Annotated in this window: 21 protein-coding genes; 15 read left to right on the top strand and 6 right to left on the bottom strand. The window is 42.3% G+C overall.

What is annotated here, in order from left to right:
- The first annotated feature begins 307 nt into the window (after window positions 1-307).
- Entirely contained in the window at window positions 308-1312 is a 1005-nt protein-coding gene (locus AB5062_RS12940; RefSeq protein ID WP_005943012.1) for a class II fructose-bisphosphate aldolase, read from the top strand.
- A 62-nt stretch (window positions 1313-1374) separates the two neighbouring features.
- Here AB5062_RS12940 and AB5062_RS12935 read toward each other — a convergent pair whose 3' ends face one another.
- A complete protein-coding gene (locus AB5062_RS12935) occupies window positions 1375-2208 on the bottom strand; it encodes a helix-turn-helix domain-containing protein (RefSeq protein ID WP_100263120.1) in 834 nt (277 codons plus the stop codon).
- A gap of 147 nt (window positions 2209-2355) precedes the next feature.
- Here AB5062_RS12935 and AB5062_RS12930 point away from each other — a divergent pair, with 147 nt between their 5' ends.
- The 3 genes from AB5062_RS12930 to AB5062_RS12920 are packed head-to-tail and all read left to right on the top strand — an operon-like array spanning window position 2356 to window position 8065.
- On the top strand, window positions 2356-3471 hold the full coding sequence (locus tag AB5062_RS12930; protein WP_080705331.1) for an efflux RND transporter periplasmic adaptor subunit: 1116 nt from the start codon (window positions 2356-2358) through the stop codon (window positions 3469-3471).
- A gap of 8 nt (window positions 3472-3479) precedes the next feature.
- Window positions 3480-6695, top strand: a complete 3216-nt coding sequence (locus tag AB5062_RS12925; protein WP_032952600.1) for an efflux RND transporter permease subunit — start codon at window positions 3480-3482, stop codon at window positions 6693-6695.
- Window positions 6692-8065, top strand: coding sequence for a TolC family protein (locus tag AB5062_RS12920; RefSeq protein ID WP_005838648.1), 1374 nt, complete (start codon window positions 6692-6694; stop codon window positions 8063-8065). The genes AB5062_RS12925 and AB5062_RS12920 overlap by 4 nt, the downstream gene beginning before the upstream one ends.
- An 80-nt stretch (window positions 8066-8145) precedes the next feature.
- Here AB5062_RS12920 and AB5062_RS12915 read toward each other — a convergent pair whose 3' ends face one another.
- Together AB5062_RS12915 and AB5062_RS12910 are read right to left on the bottom strand one after the other, a co-directional pair.
- Window positions 8146-9378: a DUF4934 domain-containing protein gene (locus AB5062_RS12915; protein ID WP_032937591.1), complete on the bottom strand. Its 1233-nt coding sequence runs from the start codon at window positions 9376-9378 to the stop codon at window positions 8146-8148.
- A gap of 78 nt (window positions 9379-9456) precedes the next feature.
- A complete protein-coding gene (locus AB5062_RS12910) occupies window positions 9457-10008 on the bottom strand; it encodes a DUF3332 domain-containing protein (RefSeq protein ID WP_005853580.1) in 552 nt (183 codons plus the stop codon).
- Between the two features lie 173 nt (window positions 10009-10181).
- Between AB5062_RS12910 and AB5062_RS12905 the strand changes: the two genes are divergently transcribed.
- Complete coding sequence (locus AB5062_RS12905) at window positions 10182-11570, top strand: MFS transporter (protein WP_005838636.1); 1389 nt, start codon at window positions 10182-10184, stop codon at window positions 11568-11570.
- A gap of 81 nt (window positions 11571-11651) precedes the next feature.
- On the opposite strand, the gene AB5062_RS12900 is transcribed toward AB5062_RS12905, so the two are convergent.
- Window positions 11652-12701 carry a DUF4831 family protein gene (locus tag AB5062_RS12900; protein ID WP_005853578.1) on the bottom strand — a complete coding sequence of 350 codons (1050 nt, stop codon included), beginning with the start codon at window positions 12699-12701 and terminating at the stop codon, window positions 11652-11654.
- A gap of 36 nt (window positions 12702-12737) precedes the next feature.
- A complete protein-coding gene (locus tag AB5062_RS12895; RefSeq protein ID WP_005853577.1) occupies window positions 12738-14273 on the bottom strand; it encodes a bifunctional ADP-dependent NAD(P)H-hydrate dehydratase/NAD(P)H-hydrate epimerase in 1536 nt (511 codons plus the stop codon).
- A 119-nt stretch (window positions 14274-14392) separates the two neighbouring features.
- Here AB5062_RS12895 and hpt point away from each other — a divergent pair, with 119 nt between their 5' ends.
- The 10 genes from hpt (at window position 14393) to AB5062_RS12845 (ending at window position 21511) form a co-directional block, all read left to right on the top strand.
- A complete protein-coding gene (gene hpt, locus AB5062_RS12890) occupies window positions 14393-14929 on the top strand; it encodes a hypoxanthine phosphoribosyltransferase (RefSeq protein WP_011965263.1) in 537 nt (178 codons plus the stop codon).
- A 40-nt stretch (window positions 14930-14969) separates the two neighbouring features.
- Window positions 14970-15539 (top strand): adenylate kinase, encoded by a 570-nt coding sequence (locus AB5062_RS12885; RefSeq protein ID WP_005839600.1) that lies wholly within the window; start codon window positions 14970-14972, stop codon window positions 15537-15539.
- A 115-nt stretch (window positions 15540-15654) separates the two neighbouring features.
- Window positions 15655-16839 (top strand): GTPase ObgE, encoded by a 1185-nt coding sequence (gene obgE / locus AB5062_RS12880; protein WP_005839602.1) that lies wholly within the window; start codon window positions 15655-15657, stop codon window positions 16837-16839.
- Window positions 16836-17618: a peptidoglycan editing factor PgeF gene (gene pgeF, locus AB5062_RS12875; RefSeq protein ID WP_005839604.1), complete on the top strand. Its 783-nt coding sequence runs from the start codon at window positions 16836-16838 to the stop codon at window positions 17616-17618. Before obgE ends, pgeF begins: the two co-directional genes overlap by 4 nt.
- Before the next feature lie 39 nt (window positions 17619-17657).
- Window positions 17658-18317, top strand: coding sequence for a B3/4 domain-containing protein (locus AB5062_RS12870; RefSeq protein WP_032952599.1), 660 nt, complete (start codon window positions 17658-17660; stop codon window positions 18315-18317).
- Window positions 18318-18326: 9 nt separating this feature from the next.
- On the top strand, window positions 18327-18950 hold the full coding sequence (locus tag AB5062_RS12865; RefSeq protein ID WP_005853570.1) for a M23 family metallopeptidase: 624 nt from the start codon (window positions 18327-18329) through the stop codon (window positions 18948-18950).
- Window positions 18951-18953: 3 nt separating this feature from the next.
- Entirely contained in the window at window positions 18954-19145 is a 192-nt protein-coding gene (locus AB5062_RS12860; protein ID WP_005839609.1) for a hypothetical protein, read from the top strand.
- Window positions 19146-19349: 204 nt separating this feature from the next.
- A complete protein-coding gene (locus tag AB5062_RS12855; RefSeq protein ID WP_032952607.1) occupies window positions 19350-19886 on the top strand; it encodes an outer membrane beta-barrel protein in 537 nt (178 codons plus the stop codon).
- 223 nt (window positions 19887-20109) lie between these two features.
- The gene (locus AB5062_RS12850; protein ID WP_151849327.1) at window positions 20110-20694 is read left to right on the top strand and encodes a porin family protein; all 585 of its coding nucleotides are present in this window, start codon (window positions 20110-20112) and stop codon (window positions 20692-20694) included.
- A gap of 145 nt (window positions 20695-20839) precedes the next feature.
- Window positions 20840-21511, top strand: coding sequence for a porin family protein (locus AB5062_RS12845; protein ID WP_005853566.1), 672 nt, complete (start codon window positions 20840-20842; stop codon window positions 21509-21511).
- A 97-nt stretch (window positions 21512-21608) separates the two neighbouring features.
- Here the strand turns inward: AB5062_RS12845 and AB5062_RS12840 are convergent, their stop codons facing one another.
- Complete coding sequence (locus tag AB5062_RS12840; RefSeq protein WP_016271882.1) at window positions 21609-22886, bottom strand: phosphoribosylaminoimidazolecarboxamide formyltransferase; 1278 nt, start codon at window positions 22884-22886, stop codon at window positions 21609-21611.
- Window positions 22887-23491 lie beyond the last annotated feature (605 nt).

Here is a 23491-nt window from a genome sequence, read left to right as displayed (position 1 = left end):
TATTTTTTTTACTTGTCTGGTAAACAATATTGGGTGTAATGGTCCATTTTGGACCGCAAAGATACTGCTTTTCTTTGAAATAGAAAAAACTTCGGGCTGTTTTTTCTTCTAAAAGCCTTATTTTCTTCTTTTATAGTATTGTAAGGTAGACATTACAATATAATCAGTTTGTATGTTTTAGTGAAGAAAATAGTTAATAAAATCATTTTTTATGAGATATTTTTGGTGTGAACTTGCCATAGTTAGCGCATTTATGATTACTTTTGCAGTGGAATTTAATTCACTAACAATTATAAATATTAGAACAATGGTTAATTACAAAGATTTAGGTCTGGTAAACACTAGAGATATGTTTGCTAAGGCTATCAAAGGTGGATATGCAATTCCTGCATTCAACTTCAACAATATGGAACAGATGCAGGCTATCATCAAAGCTGCAGTAGAAACAAAATCTCCGGTTATTTTGCAGGTTTCAAAAGGTGCTCGTCAGTATGCTAACGCTACTTTGTTGCGTTACATGGCTCAGGGTGCTGTAGAATATGCAAAAGAATTAGGTTGTGCAAAACCTGAAATCGTTCTTCACCTTGACCACGGAGATACTTTCGAAACTTGCAAGAGCTGTATCGACTCAGGTTTCTCTTCTGTAATGATCGACGGTTCTCACCTGCCTTACGAAGAAAACGTAGCTTTGACTAAGAAGGTGGTTGACTACGCTCATCAGTTTGATGTAACTGTAGAAGGTGAATTGGGTGTATTGGCCGGTGTGGAAGATGAAGTTTCTTCTGATCATCATACTTATACTGACCCTGAAGAAGTAATTGATTTTGCTACTCGTACAGGTTGCGACTCATTGGCTATCTCTATCGGTACTTCTCACGGTGCATACAAATTTACTCCGGAACAGTGTCACATTGATCCTGCTACAGGTCGTATGGTTCCTCCTCCTTTGGCATTCGAAGTATTGGATGCTGTAATGGAAAAACTTCCGGGATTCCCCATCGTTCTTCATGGTTCTTCATCAGTTCCTCAGGAAGAAGTTGAAACAATCAACAAGTATGGTGGTGCATTGAAGGCTGCTATCGGTATCCCTGAAGAAGAATTGCGCAAGGCTGCCAAGTCTGCTGTTTGCAAAATCAACATTGACTCAGACTCTCGTTTGGCTATGACTGCTGCTATCCGTCAGACTTTTGCTGAAAAACCGGCAGAATTCGACCCGCGTAAGTACTTAGGTCCGGCTCGTGACAATATGGAAAAACTGTACAAGCACAAAATTATTAACGTGCTGGGTTCAGACAATAAATTGGCTGAATAATTGATTCATCCTATATAAACAGAAAAAAGCTGCTTTCTTTATTGAAGGCAGCTTTTTTTGTTTTAAGACCGGTTTCGGTATTGAAGAGGGGACTTGCCTGTATGTTTCTTGAAATAGCGGCCAAAAAAAGATTGGTCAGGGAAAGATAATCGGTTGGAGATCTCTTGAATACTTAGAGATGTGGATTGTAGTAATGCTTTAATCTCAAGAATTACATGTCGGTCAATAATGCTTTTGGCTGTGTTGCCGGATACGTTTTGTACGATTGTGGAAAGGTAACGGGGAGTGATGAATAGTTCGGCTGCATAGAAAGATACCTCACGTTGGGTGGTGCAATGTTTATGAATTAATTGGATGAAACGTTTGAATATCTCTTCCTGGCGATTTATTCCTTCGGTCTTTTTTTGCAGGAACAGGTGTTGGGTCTTGTCATAGAAGTCCAGAATGAAGTTTTGAATGAAATTTTTGAAGATCTGAATGCGGAAACTATTATCCCTGTCTTCATAAAGATCTTTCATGACCAAGCTGAGTCCGATGAATGGTTTTACACGTTCTTCAGGGATGACAATGCATGGATGCTCTTTTAGAAAGTGAAAGAAGGAGGGATCCAGACGTGAGGTGATCTCCCTGAAAAGGGTGTCGGAAAAAACAATATAGGAAACGGTAAAATCATGGCTGGCGCAGGTGCAATTGAAGATACTGCCGGGGAGAAGCAGAAGTTGGGTGTTCTCCGTCACTTCGTATGCCTGCAAATCAATTTCTATGTGGGCTTTTCCGCTACGGCAATGAAAAATAGATGCGTCTGCTAACTTCATGATCTGATTGGAGCATATATCTATACTTTCTTCTATTCCGGTGATAAACGGTTCATTCTCTGGTAAACTCAATATTTCCATATTTATTCTTGTTTTGATGCAAAATTAACTATTATTTTTGTTATAATAGGAAATCTATTCCGAATTTGAACAATGGTAGCTAATAATTGAATGTGTCGGCTTGAAAAATTCCATCTACCTTTGCGTCCGAATTTAAAAGATTGGAATATGATGACATTGAACAAAAAATGGATGCGACTAATGGTATTGGTTGGTTGTGCTGCTTTGACAGCGTCGTGTAAACAGGCGCCTGTTGCACAAATGGAGGCGGAATATGCGGTATTAAAGGTATCACCGTCGGACAAAGTTTTGTCTACTACTTATTCGGCTACGATCCGTGGCCGCCAGGATATTGATATTTATCCGCAAGTTTCCGGTTTCCTTACCCGGCTTTGTGTGGAGGAAGGACAGGCAGTGCGTAAAGGGCAAGTCTTATTTATTATTGACCAAGTGCCTTATAAGGCGGCATTGGAAACTGCTGTCGCCAATGTGGAATCGGCTAAAGCCGGTCTTGCCACAGCCGAACTGACTTATAACAGCAAGAAAGAATTGTTTGCCAAAAAGGTGGTTTCAGAGTTTGATCTGAAGACTGCGGAAAACTCTTACCTGACCGCTAAGGCTGGATTGGCTCAGGCTAAGGCGCAGGAAGTCAGTGCTCGCAATAACCTTTCATATACCGAGGTGAAAAGTCCTTCGGACGGGGTGATTGGTACATTGCCTTATCGGGTAGGTGCATTGGTTAGTGCCAGTTTGCCACAACCGTTGACTACGGTTTCTGATAATTCGGATATGTATGTCTACTTTTCGATGACTGAAAATCAATTGTTGGCTCTGACCCGTCAATATGGTTCCAAAGCAGAAGCGTTGAAAAATATGCCGGAAGTGGAACTGCAATTGAATGACAAGTCTATGTATGGCGAAAAGGGACGCATTGAAACCATCAGTGGGGTGGTAGACCGTAATACGGGTACCGCAAGTCTGCGTGCCGTATTCCCGAATAAGAATGGGTTGCTGTATAGCGGAACATCGGGAAATGTGATTCTTCCGGTTACGATGAAAGGAAGTTTGGTTATTCCTCAGGCTACCACTTTTGAAATTCAGGATATTACATACGTATATAAAGTCGTGGACGGCAAGGTACAATCAGCTCCTGTCAGTGTGACCCGTGTAAATGGAGGACAGGAATATATCGTGAACGATGGATTGAAAGAGGGGGATATCATTGTAGCGGAAGGCGTAGGTTTGCTGCGTGAAGGTACTCCCATTAAAGTAAAACAGAACTAAGAAAGACTATGAATTTAAGAACCTTTATAGAACGCCCCATCCTGTCGGCTGTTATTTCTATTTCGATAGTGGTAGTGGGTATCATCGGGCTGTTCACTTTGCCCGTCGAACAATATCCTGATATTGCTCCGCCTACCATTCAGGTAAGTACCTCTTATTTTGGTGCCAGTGCGGAAACTCTTCAGAAGAGTGTTATCGCTCCGTTGGAGGAAGCGATTAACGGTGTGGAAAATATGACTTATATGACTTCTACCGCTTCAAATGCCGGAGTTGTGGATATCACTGTGTATTTCAAACAAGGGACAGACCCCGATATGGCAGCGGTCAATGTGCAGAACCGTGTATCGAAGGCAACAGGACAGTTACCGGCAGAAGTAACGCAGGTGGGTGTGACTACCTCAAAGCGGCAGACCAGTATTTTGCAGATGTTCTCACTATATAGTCCGGATGATTCGTATGATGAGAAATTCTTGTCCAACTATATCAGTATTAACTTGAAACCTGCTATTCTTCGTATCCAGGGTGTGGGTGATATGATGATTATGGGGGGTGACTATAGTATGCGTATCTGGATGAAGCCTGACGTGATGGCCCAGTATAAATTGATTCCATCGGATGTGACCCAAGTGTTGGCTGAACAGAATATTGAATCGGCTACCGGTTCATTCGGAGAAAACTCTGATGAAACTTATCAATATACAATGAAGTATAAAGGGCGTCTGATTACTCCGGAAGAGTTTGGGGAAATTGTGATCCGGTCTTCGGATAATGGCGAAGTGTTGAAGCTGAAAGAAATTGCCGATATAGAGATGGGCGAGGAAAGCTATGCCTATCATGGGGCTATGAATGGTCATCCTGGTATTTCCTGTATGATTTTTCAGACGGCAGGATCGAATGCGACAGAAGTAAACAATAATATTGATACCTTTTTGGAAGAAGCAAGGAAGGATCTGCCCAAAGGGGTGGAGATGGTTCAGGTTATGAGCTCCAATGACTTTTTGTATGCATCTATCCATGAGGTGATAAAAACCTTGTTCGAGGCCATTTTTTTGGTAATCTTAATTGTATATGTATTTTTGCAGGATATCCGTTCTACTATTATTCCGTTGGTGGGGATCATCGTGTCCTTGATTGGTACATTTGCTTTTATGTCCATAGCAGGATTCAGTATCAACCTGATTACCCTGTTTGCTTTGGTGTTGGTGATCGGTACGGTGGTGGATGATGCCATTGTTGTCGTCGAGGCGGTGCAGGCGCGTTTTGATGTGGGATATCGTTCTTCTTATATGGCTAGTATTGATGCGATGAAGGGGATTAGCAATGCGGTCATCTCTTCTTCGTTGGTATTTATGGCTGTGTTTATTCCGGTTTCGTTTATGAGTGGAACTTCGGGTACTTTCTATACTCAGTTTGGTTTGACTATGGCGGTTGCCGTAGGTATCTCTGCCGTCAATGCACTGACTTTGAGTCCGGCGCTGTGTGCTTTGTTCTTGAAACCGTATATCAATGAGGATGGAACGGAAAAAAACAATTTTGCAGCACGTTTCCGTAAAGCGTTTAATGCTGCTTTCGATGCAATGATTGAACGATATAAGAAAGGGGTATTGTTCTTTATCAAACGCAAATGGATGGTATGGACACTTCTTGCGGCCTCGGTAGTACTATTGGCTTTCTTGATGAATACAACTAAAACCAGTTTGGTGCCTGATGAAGACCAGGGGGTTGTATTTGTGAATGTCAGCACGGCGGCAGGTAGTTCATTGAAAACGACTAATGACGTAATGATGCGTATTGAAAAGCGCATGATGGATATTCCTCAGGTGCTGCATGTGCAGCGTGTGGCAGGTTATGGTCTGCTAGCCGGACAGGGTAACTCTTTTGGTATGTTGATTCTGAAACTGAAACCTTGGGATGAGCGTGAAGGAAAGGAAAATGATGTTCAGGCAGTAATCGGACAGGTATATGGCCGTACGGCAGATATCAAGGATGCCAGTATATTTGCTATTTCTCCGGGTATGATTCCGGGGTATGGTATGGGTAATGCGTTGGAACTCCATATGCAGGATAAACAAGGTGGTGATGTGGGCACTTTCTTCAATACCACTCAACAATATCTGGGTGCTCTGAACCAACGTCCCGAGATTGCGATGGCATACTCTACTTTTGATATCCGTTATCCGCAATGGACGGTAGAAGTGGATGCGTCCAAATGTAAGCGTGCCGGTATCACTCCGGATGCTGTGCTAAGCACATTGTCCGGCTATTATGGTGGGCAGTATGTTTCAAATTTTAATCGTTTCTCTAAAGTATATAAGGTTATGATTCAGGCAGATCCGAAGTATCGTGTGGATGAAAGCTCGTTGAATAATATCTTTGTGCGTATGTCTAATGGCGAGATGGCTCCTCTCAGCCAGTTTGTGACATTGACCCGCAGTTATGGGGCAGAATCGCTGAGCCGTTTCAATATGTTCAATTCTATCGCTGTAAATGCAATGCCTGCCGAAGGGTATAGTACCGGTGATGCCATCCGTGCCGTTCAGGAAACTGCCGTACAGGCACTTCCCAAAGGTTTTGGGTACGACTTTGGTGGTATTACCCGTGAAGAGACCGACCAGGGAGGTACTACCATTATCATCTTTGCTATCTGTTTCTTGATGATTTATCTGATTTTAAGTGCACTTTATGAAAGTTTCCTCATTCCGTTTGCGGTGTTGTTGTCTGTTCCGTTTGGGCTGATGGGTAGCTTCCTGTTTGCGAAGATGATGGGACTGGAGAACAATATTTATTTGCAGACCGGTTTGATTATGTTGATAGGTTTGCTTGCTAAGACTGCCATTTTGCTGACCGAGTACGCTAACGAGCGTCGTAAGGCAGGTATGAGCCTGACTTCCGCTGCACTTTCTGCCGCCAAAGCCCGCTTGCGTCCTATCCTGATGACGGCACTGACTATGATTTTCGGTCTGTTCCCGTTGATGGTTGCCAGTGGAGTAGGTGCTAATGGAAACAGTTCGCTGGGAACAGGTACTGTGGGTGGAATGGTGATCGGTACGCTGGCGTTGCTGTTTATTGTACCTTCTTTGTTTATCGTATTCCAATATTTACAGGAAAAGGTACGTCCTATTCAGTTTCAGCCGGCGGCCGATTGGCAGATTCAAGAGGAATGTGTAGAAGCAAAAGAAGAGAGACAACACCACATCGAAAGCAAAAACGAAGAGAAAAAATGAAAAAACAGATCATCACTCTGACTGTCGCAGCGCTCACACTGAGTAGCTGCGGCATATATACCCAATATAAACCTGCAACCGAAGTGCCCGATAATTTGTATGGGGAAGAGGTGGCAGTTGCTGATACCGTGGATAATATCGGCAATCTGAGCTGGCAGGAGATTTTTACAGATCCGCGGCTTCAGGAATTGATAGAGCAAGGCTTGCGGAACAATACGGATTTGCAGTCAGCACAATGGCGTGTGAAAGAGGCGGAAGCTGCTATGCTGTCAGCCAAATTGGCTTATCTGCCTTCTTTCGCTCTGTCACCTCAGGGGACAGCAAGTAGTTTTGACAAAGGAAAAGCTGTACAAACTTATACTTTACCGGTGGCGGCAAGTTGGGAAATTGATATTTTCGGCCGCATCCGTAATGCGAAACGCCAGGCGAAAGCATTGCTGGAACAGAGCCGTGACTATAAACAGGCTGTCCGGACACAGCTGATAGCCGGTATAGCTAATACTTACTATACCTTGCTGATGCTGGACAATCAGCTGGCCATTTCTGTCCGGACTGAAAAGTCCTGGAAAGAAACCGTAGATGCAACCCGTGCTCTGATGGAAGCCGGATTGGCAAATGAAGCTGCCGTTTCACAAATGGAAGCTACATATTATACTATATGTACTTCAGTTCTTGATCTGAAAGAACAAATTAACCAGGTAGAAAACAGTTTGTCGTTGTTGTTGGCTGAATCTCCTCATGCTATTGAGAGAACGGGCACATGGGACAGTTCTTATATGATGAAGGAACATTTCCCGGTAGGCATCCCTGTGCAAATGCTTGCCAACCGTCCCGATGTACGCAGTGCGGAGCGTTCGTTGGAAGTAGCTTTCTATGCCACAAATCAGGCTCGTTCCGCCTTTTATCCTTCTATTGTTTTAAGTGGAAGTGCGGGATGGACTAATTCAGCAGGAAGTATGATTGTCAATCCGGGCAAGTTCATTGCAACGGCTGTAGCTTCGTTGACCCAGCCACTGTTTAATAAAGGTGCGAACATAGCACAGCTAAAGATAGCTAAAGCTCAGCAAGAAGAAGCCAAACTGAGTTTTCAACAGGCTTTGTTGAATGCAGGAAGTGAAGTGAACGAGGCTTTGGTGAAATATCAGACGGCCCGTGATAAATCAGTTTATTATGATAAACAAATAAATTCATTAAATAAAGCTTTGGAAAGTACCTCTTTGCTGATGCAACATGGGAATACGACTTATCTGGAAGTTTTGACGGCTCAGCAGACTTTGCTTAATGCGGAGTTAACTCAGGTTGCTAACCGTTTTACTGAAATGCAAGGCGTAATCAATCTCTATCAGGCATTGGGTGGAGGTCGTGACTAATTTAGCATACTGTTATCTTCAACGTGTTGAAGAAAGAGAACGCTGTTCTCCGTGAGGAAAGCAGCGTTCTTTTATGGTTGTCAAGGTTCCACTATAACACAAACCGGATTGGATTCTTCATTGATTTCCTGTAAAAAGCTTAGCTTTCCTTCTTGGACAATTCCCGGATTTTTATCCATCCATTCGTCTATTTTCCCTATCTCCAATAAAGCGGCATACTCTCCTTCTTCTGTACAAGTGATGGGATAGAAAGGCATGAAATGCGTCAGGTCATCTGTCAGCCCCACATTGGCATCATTCATATAAGTAATATGTTTTTCTTTGTCGTAAATACCGTAGAAGGGTTTTCTCTTGTCGTATAATCCCTGTAGAGATATAAAGAAGAGATGTTGGGGAGTTTCCAGAATACCGGTTATAACGATGTAGTTGTCTGTATCCTCTTTTTGTCCCATTTTTTCAGCCGGGAAATGCCATTGCCCGGTATGGAAAGTGGTATGGACAGTAGCTTCGTGTCCTTTAATGTCGTAGATTGTGTCATTGAACGCTTTTCTGAAACGTATGCTGCCGTTGTTCAGCCAAAGTGAAGGCTGGTCTATAGGAAGAACAGTCATTGTTCCATCCTGATAATTTATATATATTAACCCTCCTATGTTGGCGTTGCCGGGTAATTGCTTGAATACGTTGATGCTGGATATCTGGTCCATGCCCATAGGATCACCTGGATTGGCAAATTCCGGCAATGAGTCTTTTACTTCTCCCTGTTCGTTGAAGTAAAGTAACGCACTTGCTTGCGGTTGTCCTATTCCTTCTCCATAATGAGCAAGAATAAGGGAGTCGGAAAAAGTAAAGTAAAGGGATGGGGAAATCTTTTGTGGTAGGTGTACTTGCCCTAGATAGTTACCTTTTGTATCGTATTTTACCAACTTGTCGGGTTGGCGATAAAAGTAGAGATTGTTGGTATGGGGGTGAATAAAGCAGTTGGCATTGCTGTAGCCTTGTGGATCTTCTCCTTTGTGCCCGATGCTGCCAAGATATTTTCCGGTTTGCTTGTTGAATGACAGGCATCGTCCGTTGGTAGAGACAAAGATATGGTCTTTAGATAACTTGATGGAATAGGAGTTGCCAATCAGGGATGAGTCTGTTGTTTCCAAAGGGATATAACGGATTTGTTTTCCCAATTGGGAGGTCTTTAATTCTGTGAGGTGTTCCAGACTTACGGCAATGTCAATTGCATTCGGGTCATTCGCTTTGTTTTGGGGAGTACAGGAGCCTAATAATAGGAGTAGGCCGCCCAGCATGATTTGCTTCTTCATAGTAGTATTGTTATGGAAGAAAAGAAGTTGTTTGCATGGGCAACTTCTTTTCTTTGTGTTTAAATGATGTTGTGTTTATTATCTTGCAGCAAAAAACAAGGAGTTTCCTGTAGCTATTCTTGCGGTAGCAATACCTTGTGCATCAGGAGTGACAGTCATGGAGGTTCCGTTTTGCAGGCTCAAAACAGCCGTTCCGTCTTCGTTCATTTTCACAAGTTCGAAGCTCTGTCCGTCGGCTACGGCATTCCATGTATTGTTTTCTTTGTTATAGACCAAATCTACAGATTTGTCTTCTCCTTTTTTGGTAATGGTATAACCGTTTTCGTTGGTTTTTACCAAGTATTCGCCATTTTCTCCTTGCACTGTTTTTACTTCACCGATAGAAGCTGTAGGGTTGGAACCGCTCCAGAATTCGATGGAATTTAAAACCAATGCGTCTGCCAGATAAGCAATTTCATAAACAGGGACAATATGGAAAGCGAGAAAGATAAGTTCGTTGACAAACTTGTTGCTTACCCCCTGGTTCCAGTCTTTCAAACTATTCCATAATCCGAAAGAACCGATGCATGATGAAAATAAGACGCTGCCACTCAACATGGCGCAAACAAGAAATGTTTTGCTTTTTTTCATGATCAATAAAGTTAAGTTTATAAAAAGTAATTTTATGACGATTTCCTACAATAAAACGATTTAATCGTCACGCAAAGATAGAACTTTTTTATGGAAAGAGGCTTCTCTACCTAAAAAACTGTATCTTTGTAAGCTGAACATGAAAAACTATTAATCAAAAATCTTATAAAAGAATGAAAGAACAAATTCAAAAAAAGCTCAATGACTCCAAGGTTCTTCGGTGGAGTGTGTTGGCGTTGGTGGCTTTCACCATGCTATGCGGTTATTTTTTGACCGATGTAATGTCCCCCTTAAAACCGATGCTTGAAAAGGAGCTGCTGTGGGATAGTCTGGATTATGGTATTTTTACCAGTGCATACGGTTGGTTCAATGTCTTTGCCTTTATGCTTATTATCGGTGGTATCATTTTGGATAAGATGGGAGTGCGCTTTACTGGTATGGGAGCATGCCTTTTGATGGTGTTGGGCTGTGGGTTAAAATATTATGCTATTTCTACTACATTTGCTGAGGGAAGCACTTTGCTTGGAATGAAAACCCAGGTAGGACTGGCTGCGTTGGGATATGCTATATTTGGTGTCGGTGTAGAGATTGCAGGCATCACGGTCTCAAAAATTATTGTGAAGTGGTTTAAAGGAAAAGAAATGGCTCTGGCCATGGGTATGGAGATGGCGACAGCCCGTTTAGGCACTATGCTGGCTTTGGCTGTTACGGTTCCTATCGCTACTTTCTTTGGTATTACTGATGATGAGGGTGTGTTCCATCCTAATATCCCTGCTCCATTGTTGCTGTGCCTTACTATGCTTTGTATTGGTACGGTAGCATTTTTTATTTATACTTTCTATGATAAGAAACTGGATGCTTCTTTAGAAGAAGAAGGGGCGGAACCTGAAGAGCCTTTCCGTATGAAAGATATTTGGTTGATTGTAACCAATAAAGGATTTTGGCTGATTGCGTTGCTGTGTGTGTTGTTTTATTCTGCCGTATTCCCTTTCTTGAAATATGCTACAGACCTGATGGTGCAGAAATATAATGTAGATCCGGAATTGGCGGGTACTATTCCTAGCCTGTTACCATTGGGAACTTTGTTCCTTACTCCGCTTTTCGGTAATGTGTACGATCGGATAGGCAAGGGAGCTACGCTGATGATCATCGGTTCTGTGCTGTTGATTTTTGTTCATACAATGTTTGCGTTACCTGTCTTGAATGTATGGTGGTTTGCCACTATCATTATGATTATATTGGGGATTGGCTTTTCTTTGGTGCCATCGGCTATGTGGCCCTCTGTTCCTAAAATTATTCCGGAAAAGCAGTTGGGTACAGCTTACGCTTTGATCTTCTGGGTACAAAACTGGGGGTTGATGGGTGTACCTGCTTTGATTGGTTTTGTCTTGAATGAGTATTGCAAAGGACCGGTAGTAGATGGAATGCAGACTTATGATTATACACTTCCCATGTGGATATTTGCAGGCTTTGGTGTGGCTGCATTGTTCTTTGCTTTGTGGCTGAAAGGTGAGAATAAGAAAAAGGGGTATGGATTGGAGGAACCAAATATTAAAAAATAATTGATTGTCTTTTAGTGAAAATGAGGGTGTCCAGTGTATTATGGATACCCTCATTTTGCTATGTAGGGGTGAGATGGAGCTTTAGTCTTTATCAATCTTCACAATTCCTCCGGTATTAGGATTAAAGATCACTCGTGTATTTACTTTTTTATTAAAAAGGTTATCTATCAGACATTCCGTTGTCCCAAATTGTGTAACAGGTAGTTCTCCGTCAAAATAACGTTTGTTTGGAGTGAATACGGTAACCTGAGCTTTTCCCGGAATATTGTAAATAACACCATCCGTCTTCTTTTTTTCTTTGCCTTTCGGATCCATCGGTGGCAATGTTTCTTGGTTGACGATGGAAATATAATAAGGTTCACCGGATAAATTATCGGCATCCAGCATCCCTAGTTTCTTTGAGAAACGGAAAGCTACTTTTTCTTTCATGTCCGCTTCTGGTTTTATGCGGATGGTAAATGATTTTTCTATGCGGTCTGTTGTGCCGGCAAACATTTGCATCATGGCTTGTTCCTGTTCATCCAGATTGTCCAGCATGAGTTTTAAAGCGGCTCCGTCTTTGGGCATATAATCTGCTTGCCCGCGGGTCAGGCTGTTTTTGCTTTCTCGTATATTGTAGATTTCTTTCGCCACCAACTCAGCCATTTTAGCGGTAGAACCGGCTATCAGAATCTCTTCGGTCATAAAACTGCGTGGGTCAATACGTTTTTTGGCCGTATCGGCAACCTTTGTCACAGGTGCTTTCTCTATAGGAGAGGTGGTGTTGATAGCCTTTATGATTCCTTCAGGAGTCAATTCTACCTGTGAGGCCGCACTTTTGTCTTTCAGTTTTACAGCGTATGCATTGTCCGGGTCAGGAATGCCTATGGAATTTACTTTGATACTGTTTATTTCCCAATGTTCTTCCGGTTGGGATGATATGCCTGTAAGGCGCAGATAGCGGTCGGCGTATTGGCAGAATTCTCCGGGCGTGTAGACAACTTTGGTTGCGGTGACTTGCAATTCTATTTCGGTCTTAGGCAAATAATAAACCACTCCTTCTCCCATGGTTCCGGGAGTATATGTACTGACATCTTGTGCGGTGCCGCTTAATGAAACCAGTAACCCTGCTGCGATTAATCCTTTTTTCATATTTCTATATTCTATCATATATGTAAGCAAATATAGCTATTCTTTTGTAAATCTGCCTTTTGTTTCTGTTAATTTCTTCCATGCTGCGGGTAATGCGTCAATAAGATCACTTGAGGTGGTTCCTATTTCTCCTTTTTCTTCCGCTGCAATGTCTCCTGCCAGACCATGTACGTAGACGCCCAGGCGGCATGCATCTTCTTGAGTATATCCTTGTGCCAATAAGGCTGCCAGAATACCGGTCAGCACATCACCGCTGCCGGCGGTTGCCATACCTGGATTCCCGGTGGGATTGAAATAACAATTTCCTTCGGGGGTGACAACTGTGCTCCATGATCCCTTTATAATGATATAGCTTTGCAGATAGGCTGCCAGTTCTTTCGTCTTTGTCAGCCGTTCGTAAGTATCCATGCATTTACCTATCAGTCGTTCCAGTTCCTTTAGATGGGGGGTGAGAATACAGCGCTTCGGCATCCGGCTGAGCCAGTTGCGGTGAGTGCCGAAAATATTAATGGCATCCGCATCCAGCACTAAAGGTACCGGACAACCTTGTATTTGTTCCATCATGGCCAACGCTGTATCTTCTTCTTGTCCCAACCCCGGACCGATGGCTATGGCTTGATAACGGTCTGTATCCACGGGCTCGGCAAAATAATGGTCGTGTATGTCTGTCTGTACAATGGCTTCGGGGACAGTGGTCTGAAGTAAATCATGGTTGTGGATAGGTACATGGACAGTCAGTAATCCCACTCCCGAACGCAGGCAGGCACGGGCAGATAAAATGGATGCTCCTGCCATGCCATAAGATCCTGCGATGAGCAGTGCATGACCGAAAGCTCCCTTGTGGGCAAATCGTTTCCGCGGTTTGATGAGACTGCGAATTTCTTCTTCCTCTGTGATATAGTAGGGACTTTGTGCTGTATCAATAAAGTCTTTTTTCAGTTGGATGTCCAATAGTTGCCATTCGCCTACAATGTCTTCGTTTTCGGGGAAAAGAAAGGATAACTTAGGTAGCTGAATGCTGAGAGTGACATCCGCGCGTATCATGTTTTGACGGATATTATAAGTGTTGTCCTCACACATTAATCCTGAAGGTACATCAATGGCTACTACCTGTGCCTTGGATGCATTAATATATTTCACTACGGCAGCAAATCCACCGTTCAGTGGTTTGTTGAGTCCGGAACCGAATAATCCGTCTACTACCAGATGCCTTTCTGTCAGGACTGGAGGATCAAATTGTGTGCTTACTTCAGTAAAGTACACCGAGCCGCATTCTTTTAACCGTTCAAGATTGGTCTGACATTCTTCCGACAGTTTTCCTTTGGTGTTAAACAGAAAGACTTCTACGTGATAGTTTTGCTTAGACAACATACGGGCTACGGCAAGCGCATCGCCCCCGTTATTTCCCGGTCCGGCGAATACTACAATATGGAAAGAAGTATCCCATCGGTGGGTAATGGCACGAGTCAGTTCTTCGGCTGCCCGTTCCATCAAATCAATGGAGGCAACCGGTTCTTTGGCAATCGTGTACTTGTCCAGCTCTTTTAGTTGGGTGCTCGAAATAATTTTCATGACAATCTCTTTTGTTTGAACGTACAAAGATAACACTATTTACAAAAAGAGGTTATGTGAATACTTCGATACTTGGAATAAAAATGTTATTTTTGCAGCAATTTAATAAAATAGCGGTTATGGATACCATTCAAATCAAAGATAAACGTTTCACTCCTTTCATTCCTGAAGAACGGATCTTAAAAGAAGTGGCACGGGTAGCGAGTGAGATTAATCGGGATTTAGAAGGAACTAATCCCTTGTTTTTAAGTGTATTGAACGGCGCATTCATGTTTGCTGCCGACTTGATGCGTAACCTTACCATTCCCAGTGAAATTTCTTTCGTGAAACTGGCCTCTTATGCAGGAACTTCTTCTACAGGAAAGGTAAAAGAGTTGGTAGGTTTGAATGATGATATTGAGGGTCGTACAGTGGTGATTGTGGAAGATATTGTGGATACCGGGGTGACAATGAAGCACTTGTTGGAAACATTACAAGCTAGAAAACCGAAAGAGATCCGTATCGCTACCTTGCTGCTGAAACCTGATAAATTGAAGGTGGAATTGGATATACATTATGTGGCCATGCGTATTCCCAATGATTTTATTGTGGGGTATGGTCTGGATTATGATGGCTTGGGACGTAACTATCGGGATATTTACACCGTAATGGAATGAAATTTGTACAACTAAATATAAAAATAAAAGGTAAAACAAGATGTTGAACATTGTAATTTTTGGAGCTCCGGGTTCTGGTAAGGGTACTCAGAGTGAACGTATTGTAGAGAAATTCGGTATTAATCACATTTCAACAGGGGATGTGCTTCGTGCTGAGATTAAGAAGGGTACAGAATTGGGAAAGACAGCCAAAGGATATATCGATCAGGGCCAGTTGCTGCCTGATGAATTGATTATTGATATTCTGGCAAGTACGCTGGATAGCTTTAAGGAAAGCAAAGGGGTTATTTTTGATGGATTTCCCAGAACCATCGCCCAGGCAGAAGCGTTGAAGAAAATGCTGGCCGAACGTGGACAGGAAGTATCTGTTATGTTGGACTTGGATGTACCCGAAGAAGAATTGATGACTCGCCTGATTAAGCGTGGACAGGAATCGGGACGTGCGGATGATAACGAGGAAACAATAAAGAAACGTTTGGTTGTTTATCACTCGCAGACGGCTCCGCTGATTGACTGGTACAAGAACGAAGGTAAATATCAGCACATTCACGGTTTGGGTACGATGGATGCTATTTTTGCCGACATTGTTGCTGCTGTTGAAAAATTATAGTAATATGCTAATGTGCTGATGCAGCAGTCCGCCAATGTGTCAGTCTGCATAATGATACATGGAGTACAGTTTCGTTGGCACATTAGTAAATTGATAAATTAGTAAATTATTAATTATGGCTGAATCGAATTTTGTTGATTATGTGAAGATATATTGCCGCTCGGGTAAGGGCGGGCGAGGCTCTGCGCATATGCGTCGTGAGAAGTATGTACCCAATGGTGGCCCTGACGGTGGTGATGGCGGTAGAGGAGGTCATGTTATTTTGCGGGGAAACCGTAATTATTGGACATTGCTTCACCTGAAGTATGACCGCCACGTGTTTGCCACACACGGCGGCAATGGATCGAAGAACAAAAGCTTTGGTAAAGATGGTGAAGACAAAGTTATTGAAGTGCCTTGTGGTACAGTTGTTTATAATGCTGAAACAGGTGAATATATCTGTGATATCACCGAACACGGACAAGAAATAATTCTGTTGAAAGGAGGACGTGGGGGATTGGGAAACTGGCACTTCCGTACAGCAACCCGTCAGGCGCCACGTTTTGCACAACCGGGAGAACCCATGCAGGAGCTGATGGTTATTTTGGAATTAAAACTGTTGGCTGATGTAGGTTTGGTAGGTTTTCCAAATGCAGGGAAATCCACTTTATTGTCTACCGTATCGGCGGCACGTCCTAAAATAGCCAATTATCCGTTTACTACGCTGGAGCCGAATTTGGGTATCGTGTCCTATCGCGAAGGAAAATCTTTTGTCATGGCGGATATTCCCGGAATTATTGAAGGGGCCAGTGAGGGAAAAGGACTGGGACTTCGTTTCCTGCGCCATATAGAACGCAACTCTTTGTTGCTCTTTATGGTACCGGGTGATACAGATGATATCCGTAAGGAATATGAAATCCTGCTGAATGAGTTGGCTACCTTCAACCCGGAAATGTTGGATAAACAACGTGTGCTTGCCATTACCAAAAGTGACATGTTGGATGAAGAACTGATTGCCATGTTGGAGCCGACATTGCCGGATAATGTTCCGCATATCTTTATCTCGTCGGTAACTGGCTTGGGGATACAGCAGCTGAAGGATATTTTATGGACAGAATTGAATAAGGACAGCAATAAGTTGGAAGGTGTCCGTACGGAAACAATTGTTCATCGCGCCAAAGATGTTGCCAAACTGCAGGAAGAGTTGAAAGACATGGGTGAGGATGAGGACTTTGAATATGAATATGAAGAAGATGCCGATGATGACTTCGATTATGAATATGAAGATGAGAATTGGGACGAAGAAGAGGAAAAGAAATGAAACGGCTGACATCAGATAATAAAATGTTGGGATATGAGCTGATGAAGGCATATCCCAACATTTCTTGTTTTTCTACCACCCGTCACGGAGGTTGTAGTAAGGGAAACTACGCTTCGTTCAATTGTAACGGATATTGTGGGGACGAGGCAGAAGATGTGAATCGCAACCGGGAATTGCTGCGTAGCTTGTTACCCGGGGAATCGGTAGAACTCGTAATTCCGCATCAGACCCATAGTGACCATGTGAAAGTTGTGGATACTATTCAGGTAAATACTGAATTGGAAGGAGTGGATGCATTGGTAACAGACATTCCCGGTTATTGCTTGTGTGTATCTACGGCCGATTGTGTTCCTGTTTTATTATATGATACCCGAAAGAAGGTAGTGGCTGCCATTCATGCCGGATGGCGTGGTACGGTGGCCCGGATTGTGGAGAAGACAGTTTCAGTCATGGATAACCAATACGGCTCGCAAGGGAAAGATCTCATAGCTTGCATCGGTCCCAGTATTTCATTGGAGGCTTTTGAAGTAGGGGATGAAGTTTATCAAGCTTTTTGTGAGGCGGGGTTTGATATGAATCAGATTGCCCGTAAAGAAGCAAAATGGCATATTGATTTGTGGGAAGCCAACCGTCAGCAATTGTTGGCATACGGTGTGAAGCCTGAACATATTGAGATATCCGGCATTTGTACGTATCATAATAACGATGATTTCTTTTCGGCCCGCCGGCAAGGAATCCGGTCGGGAAGGATATTATCGGGCATTCTTTTAGGTGTCTGAGGAACACACTCATTGGAAGAACGCAGTATAAAAATAAATATGGAAATAAAAGTATCGGAAGAAATAAAGAAAGCCTGTCCGCAGTTTGCCGGTATAGCCATCCGTGCTACGGTAGAGAACACTGCTTATAGCGAATCTTTGTGGAAAAAGATAGACGAGTTCACTATATGCTATCGTGAAATGTACACTACGGATTCCATTAAGGATATGGTTACGATTCATGCCACTCGGGAGGCTTATAAGAAATGTGGGAAAGACCCTAGCCGTTATCGTCCTTCGGGGGAAGCGCTCTGCCGTAGAATCCTGCGTGGAATTTCCTTGTATCAGATAGATACTTTGGTAGATCTTATTAACTTGGTATCTATTCGTTACGGATATTCCATCGGTGGCTTTGATGCGGATAAAATACAAGGAGATACATTGGTGTTGGGTATCGGTAAATCCGGAGAGCCTTATGAAGGGATAGGACGTGGAGAGTTGAATATAGAAGGAATGCCTGTTTACAGAGATGCTATGGGCGGAATCGGTACGCCGACCAGTGATAACGAGCGTACTAAACTGGAGGCAGGAACTACGCATCTGCTGACTATTATTAATGGATATAGCGGCAAGGAAGGTTTGCAGGAAGCGGCAGATTATATGTTGGAGCTCTTGAAAGAGTTTGCAGCGTCCAAGGATGAAGAATTAATTTATTTTTAAAATGAGATAATGAAAAGCACACAATTACTATTTTTATTGTTCATAAGTGTGGCGGCATGGGCTGGGGGGCCGGCCAAGAGTAATTTTACCGCAATGGAAGTAAACCATATCAGAGTCAAGACTCCCGGGCTCTTTAACGGGCGCAAAAGTTTCTCCATTCATCTGGATAGTATAAAAGAGAATGAATATTGTTTTCCTCTTCCCGGTGGTAAAGTGATTTCTGCATACGGAGCCCGCCGGGGGCACAGTGGAACGGATATAAAGACTAAGGCCAATGATACTATCCGTTGTGCGTTTGATGGAATAGTACGTATGGCAAAAACATACGCTGCTTATGGAAATGTAGTTGTTGTGCGTCATGATAATGGATTGGAAAGTATTTATAGTCATAATTCCCGGAATTTGGTAAAATCCGGAGATATCGTGAAGGCCGGTGATGCAGTAGGATTGACAGGCAGAACCGGACGTGCCACTACTGAACACCTTCATCTGGAATTCCGGATAGATGGACAACATTTCAATCCGAATCTGATTTTTGATATGAAAGACCGTACTTTGCACAAAACGGAAATTGTTTGTACCAAAGCCGGCAATAGAGTGATAGTAAAACAGAATTTAACACCTAAAAAATAGACGATGGACATAGAAAAAGCAATCACCGAAGGAATTGTATTCAAAGGTGGTAAATCTCCTAGTGGTAAGCAAGAAGATAAAGTGAAGACCAAGGCTAAAAAGAAAAGCTATATAACAGGGTTGCATGGGTCGGGAGCTGCCAAGATGAAAGCTGAGTTTCGTAAAAAACGTGCTAACAGACATAAGAATAAATAGGAATGTAGATTGAATTTAATATTCAGTACTTTATTAATAATTAAACAATTATCCTCTCCTTTGTTTTGGAATTATTCGTTTTTATATAAAATATGTTGTAAAACATAGAATAAACTGTACCTTTGCAATGTAAAACACAAAGAAGGCAAACCTCTTCGGCGTGGATTAATAGGTAAAAAGTTTAATTTAAAAATGACAAAAGAGATGAAAAAGATTGTATTGTCTATTATTGTAGCATTGATTGCTATTACTGCAAATGCGCAGGTGTATGTAGGTGGAACATTTGGAGTAGGTTCTGATAAAGTGGAAACAGAAGGAACAGAAGTTAAGAATACTACTTTCAAGATTCTGCCGGAGGTCGGTTATGAACTAAATGAAGATTGGTCTGTCGGTACAGTAGTCGGTTATGAATATAATAAAAGCGGTGATGTGAAAACTAATACTTTCACTATTGCTCCTTATGCACGTTATTTCTTTTTGAATAGTGATGTAGTCCGGTTATTTGCCGATGGCGGATTTGGCTTTTCTACTTCAAAAACGAAGGGGAATGACGCTTTGAATTCGTGGAATATTGGTATTAAACCGGGTATTGCCATCAAATTGTCTGATCATTTTTGTCTGGTTGCCAAGTATGGTTTTCTTGGATATTCCAAAAAAGAGAATCATGGATATGAGAGTGAAAATGTTGGTATAGATTTTGATACGGATGAGTTAAACTTTGGCTTTCATTATATATTCTAATCATATATAAATGTATCTGATAATCAGGAATCATATAACTGTATAATAGTTTGGTGAGCGGAATTTTTCATTTTATGAAAGATTCCGCTTATTTTCTTTACACATTAGGACTGGTTTCCAAAATAAAGCTTATATTTGTGAATGTAATGACGGTATAAAGGAATTGGGAACTGAAATTTATTATTAACTAAAAACAAACAGTCATGAAAAAACTAGCCTTTTTATTTTATTGTCATTGGTTACACTAGGTGTTTCTGCACAATCAAATCTGAAATGGAATGTGAATGCGGGTATTGGTATGTCAAATTGGTATGGTGATGATACGGATGGTACAGATGCTAAATTTGCTTATAAGGTGGGTATAGGTTTGGAAGTACCTTTTGCTAATACTAATATATGGTCTTTCCAGACAGGTTTGAACTTTATTTCTAAAGGTGTGAAAGGTGATGGAGTAACTGATGCTTGGGACGTGGTTGATGTGACGATCAACCAGCTTTATCTGGAACTGCCTTTGATGGTTGGTGCTCGGATACATACGGCCAGCAATTTTGATCTTCTTTTCAAAGGTGGTCCGTATTTGGCTTATGGAGTTGGCGGAAAAACTAAAATAGATGGTGTATCCGAGAAGGCTGATACTTTCGGTGATGATGGTTTAAAAAGGTTCGATGCCGGTTTGGGGTTAGGAGTTGCTTTTGAATTTGGCAACATAGTTGTAGGTGTTGAAACTGGCACAAGTTTTACTAAAGTAGCTAGCGGTGTTAGTGCTCATAACCTTTCTGCATTGGCCACTATCGGTTATAAATTCTGACCACAGATATAATCTTACCTTTAAATATATAAAGAACGGCTGTTTCTCTTTTAGAAAGAAGCAGCCATTTTTTTAGATGAAGCGTGGTTTATGAAATAAAAGCTATATTTGCAGATTATGATTAAAGACACAATTTTTTAGGGATATGGCATTAATAGATAAGGTAAGAGTGATAAAACTACTTCTTTTTGCACTGTTTATGATGGTAAGCATGGTGACTCCGGCTCAGAGTCAGGTGGATTGGAGTATAAAGGCCGGTATAGGCATGGCAAATATTATAGGTGATAATATGGGATCTCCTAAAGTAAAGCTGGCGTATAAATTAGGCATTGGCTTGGAGTGCCCTTTTGATAAGATCTGGTCTTTACAAACAGGCGTTTCGTTTGTTTCCAAAGGCACTAATCATACGATTGTTGAAACAGATGGAATTTCGGCTCAGGCTAAAGTAAATGCATCCTATTTGGAGTTGCCTGTAATGGTGGCAGCCCGGTTTGCAATGGATCGGAATACTTATATACTTGTTGCGGCAGGTCCCTATGGCGCATGGGGGATTGGTGGCAAAACCAAGGCTTTAGGGTATAGCTGGTCATCATCGTCTACACCGGATTGGAATACTGGAAATGTGGTTGAAATAAATACTTTTGGCAAAGATGGACTTGATCTGCGTCGTTTCGATTATGGAGTGGCGATAGGTTTATCGGTGGAATACCGGCATTATGTGATAGGAGTGGAAGGACGATTAGGGCTGTGCAAACTTCAAAAAGAACTTCAAGGGAAGAATATTACCGGCTTTGTAACAGCGGGATATAAATTTTAAGACGATTTTTTATATGGATTGTAAACACGGATCTTACAGGCTAAGTATGGTTTGCTTTATATCTGTAAATCCGTGTTGCAATTTGCACTGAGAATAATTAATGATGGAATAAACGAACACCAGTGAATGCCATGGTGATGCCGTATTTGTCACAAGTGTCAATTACATGGTCATCACGTACAGAGCCTCCGGCTTGTGCTATGTATTCCACTCCGCTCTTATGCGCACGTTCTATATTGTCACCAAATGGGAAGAAAGCATCCGAACCCAATGATACCCCCTTCATGGTATCCAGCCATGCGCGCTTTTCTTCGCGAGTCAGCACTTCCGGTTTTTTTGTGAAGAATTGTTGCCAGATGCCGTCAGCCAGAACATCTTCATGATCGTCACTGATATAGACATCAATTGTATTATCACGATCTGCACGGCGGATTTTTTCTACCCACGGCAGATTCATTACTTTAGGATGTTGGCGCAAATACCATATATCCGCTTTATTACCGGCAAGACGTGTACAGTGGATGCGGCTTTGCTGGCCGGCACCGATGCCGATAGCCTGCCCGTCTTTTACATAACAAACAGAATTACTTTGTGTATATTTTAAGGTGATAAGGGCAATAATCAAATCGCGTTTTGCTTCGTCTGGAAAATGCTGGCTTTTAGTTGGAATATGAGTCAGCAGGCTTTCGTCCAGTCTGATTTCGTTGCGGCCCTGTTCAAAAGTAATGCCGAATACATCTTTGTGTTCAATAGGTGCAGGGCGGTAAGCTGGGTCTATTTTAATTACATTGTATGTTCCCTTGCGTTTGTTTTTCAGGATTTCCAGCGCTTCCGGTGTGTAATCGGGAGCTATGACGCCGTCTGAAACTTCACGGTTGATGAGGCGCGCGGTAGCTTCGTCGCAAGTATCGCTCAATGCGATAAAGTCTCCGTAAGAAGACATGCGGTCAGCGCCACGAGCACGGGCATATGCGGTAGCCAATGGGGTAAGTGGCAAGTCATTCACAAAATAAATTTTCTTCAAGGTGTCATTCAACTCGATTCCTACTGCGGCTCCTGCCGGACTGACATGCTTGAAGGAGGCTGCTGCGGGTAGTCCGGTAGCTTCTTTCAATTCTTTGACCAGTTGCCAGCTGTTGAAAGCGTCCAGAAAATTGATGTATCCGGGACGTCCGTTTAATACTTCGATAGGCAATTCCCCTTCTTGCATGAAGATGCGTGACGGTTTTTGGTTGGGATTGCAGCCGTACTTTAATTCTAATTCCTTTGCCATAGTTTTATAATATTTCGGTTTATAGATTTTCAATGTGTGGCAAAGGTACAAAATAAATGGGGAAGACAGGTTATAAGAACTGTTTTTGGTTGTAGGCAACATGCTCGGGTGTTATTGGGGGAAAGTTGGAGTGTGAGATAGGAATTGCTTTGCAATATGAAAATCTATTTAAATTTTCTTTAAAAAAACTTTCAAAAGAATACGGAACAACAGTTAAACAGGAACTAAGTTTCATTTCTTTATTCGGAATTTTGGGTTTGTCGGACTTTGGTGGGGAAGTATGATCCGAGCTTGATGCGACTGTTTTTCTATTTTTTCTCCTACAGTTTTTCCCCTGTGTTTGCGGAGTCAGCACTTTTGAGAGCTCTGTGGTTTGTGTTTCGTAACCTGTCCGGTTGTCCTTCGGACTTGCTTCTTTTCCGTCTTTCCTTGTTTTTCCGTCTGCTGTTTTCGTATGGGTTCCTTCCTTTTTCCGTCCTTATACGCGCGTGCGAATATTATAATGTGTCTGTCTTTTTCCTCCCGTGTCCTCCGTTATGAAAACATGCTTTGTAACACATCTGTTATTCAGAGTATTACAAAAAAGTTTCAGGAAATCCGGATAATTTTTCCTTCGTATGTTTGCTGGTAATCGTTAAAAGGTCTACCTTTGCATCCGCAATCGAGAGAGATGCGGCACTTCAGACAGTGTGTGACTGACTTGGTGA

This window comes from Phocaeicola sp. RTP21359st1_B8_RTP21360_211022, assembly GCF_040911965.1.
Taxonomy (GTDB): Bacteria; Bacteroidota; Bacteroidia; order Bacteroidales; family Bacteroidaceae; genus Phocaeicola; species Phocaeicola vulgatus.
The sequence above is the reverse complement of the archived record's forward strand: the minus strand, read 5'-3'. Positions and strand labels throughout refer to the sequence as shown.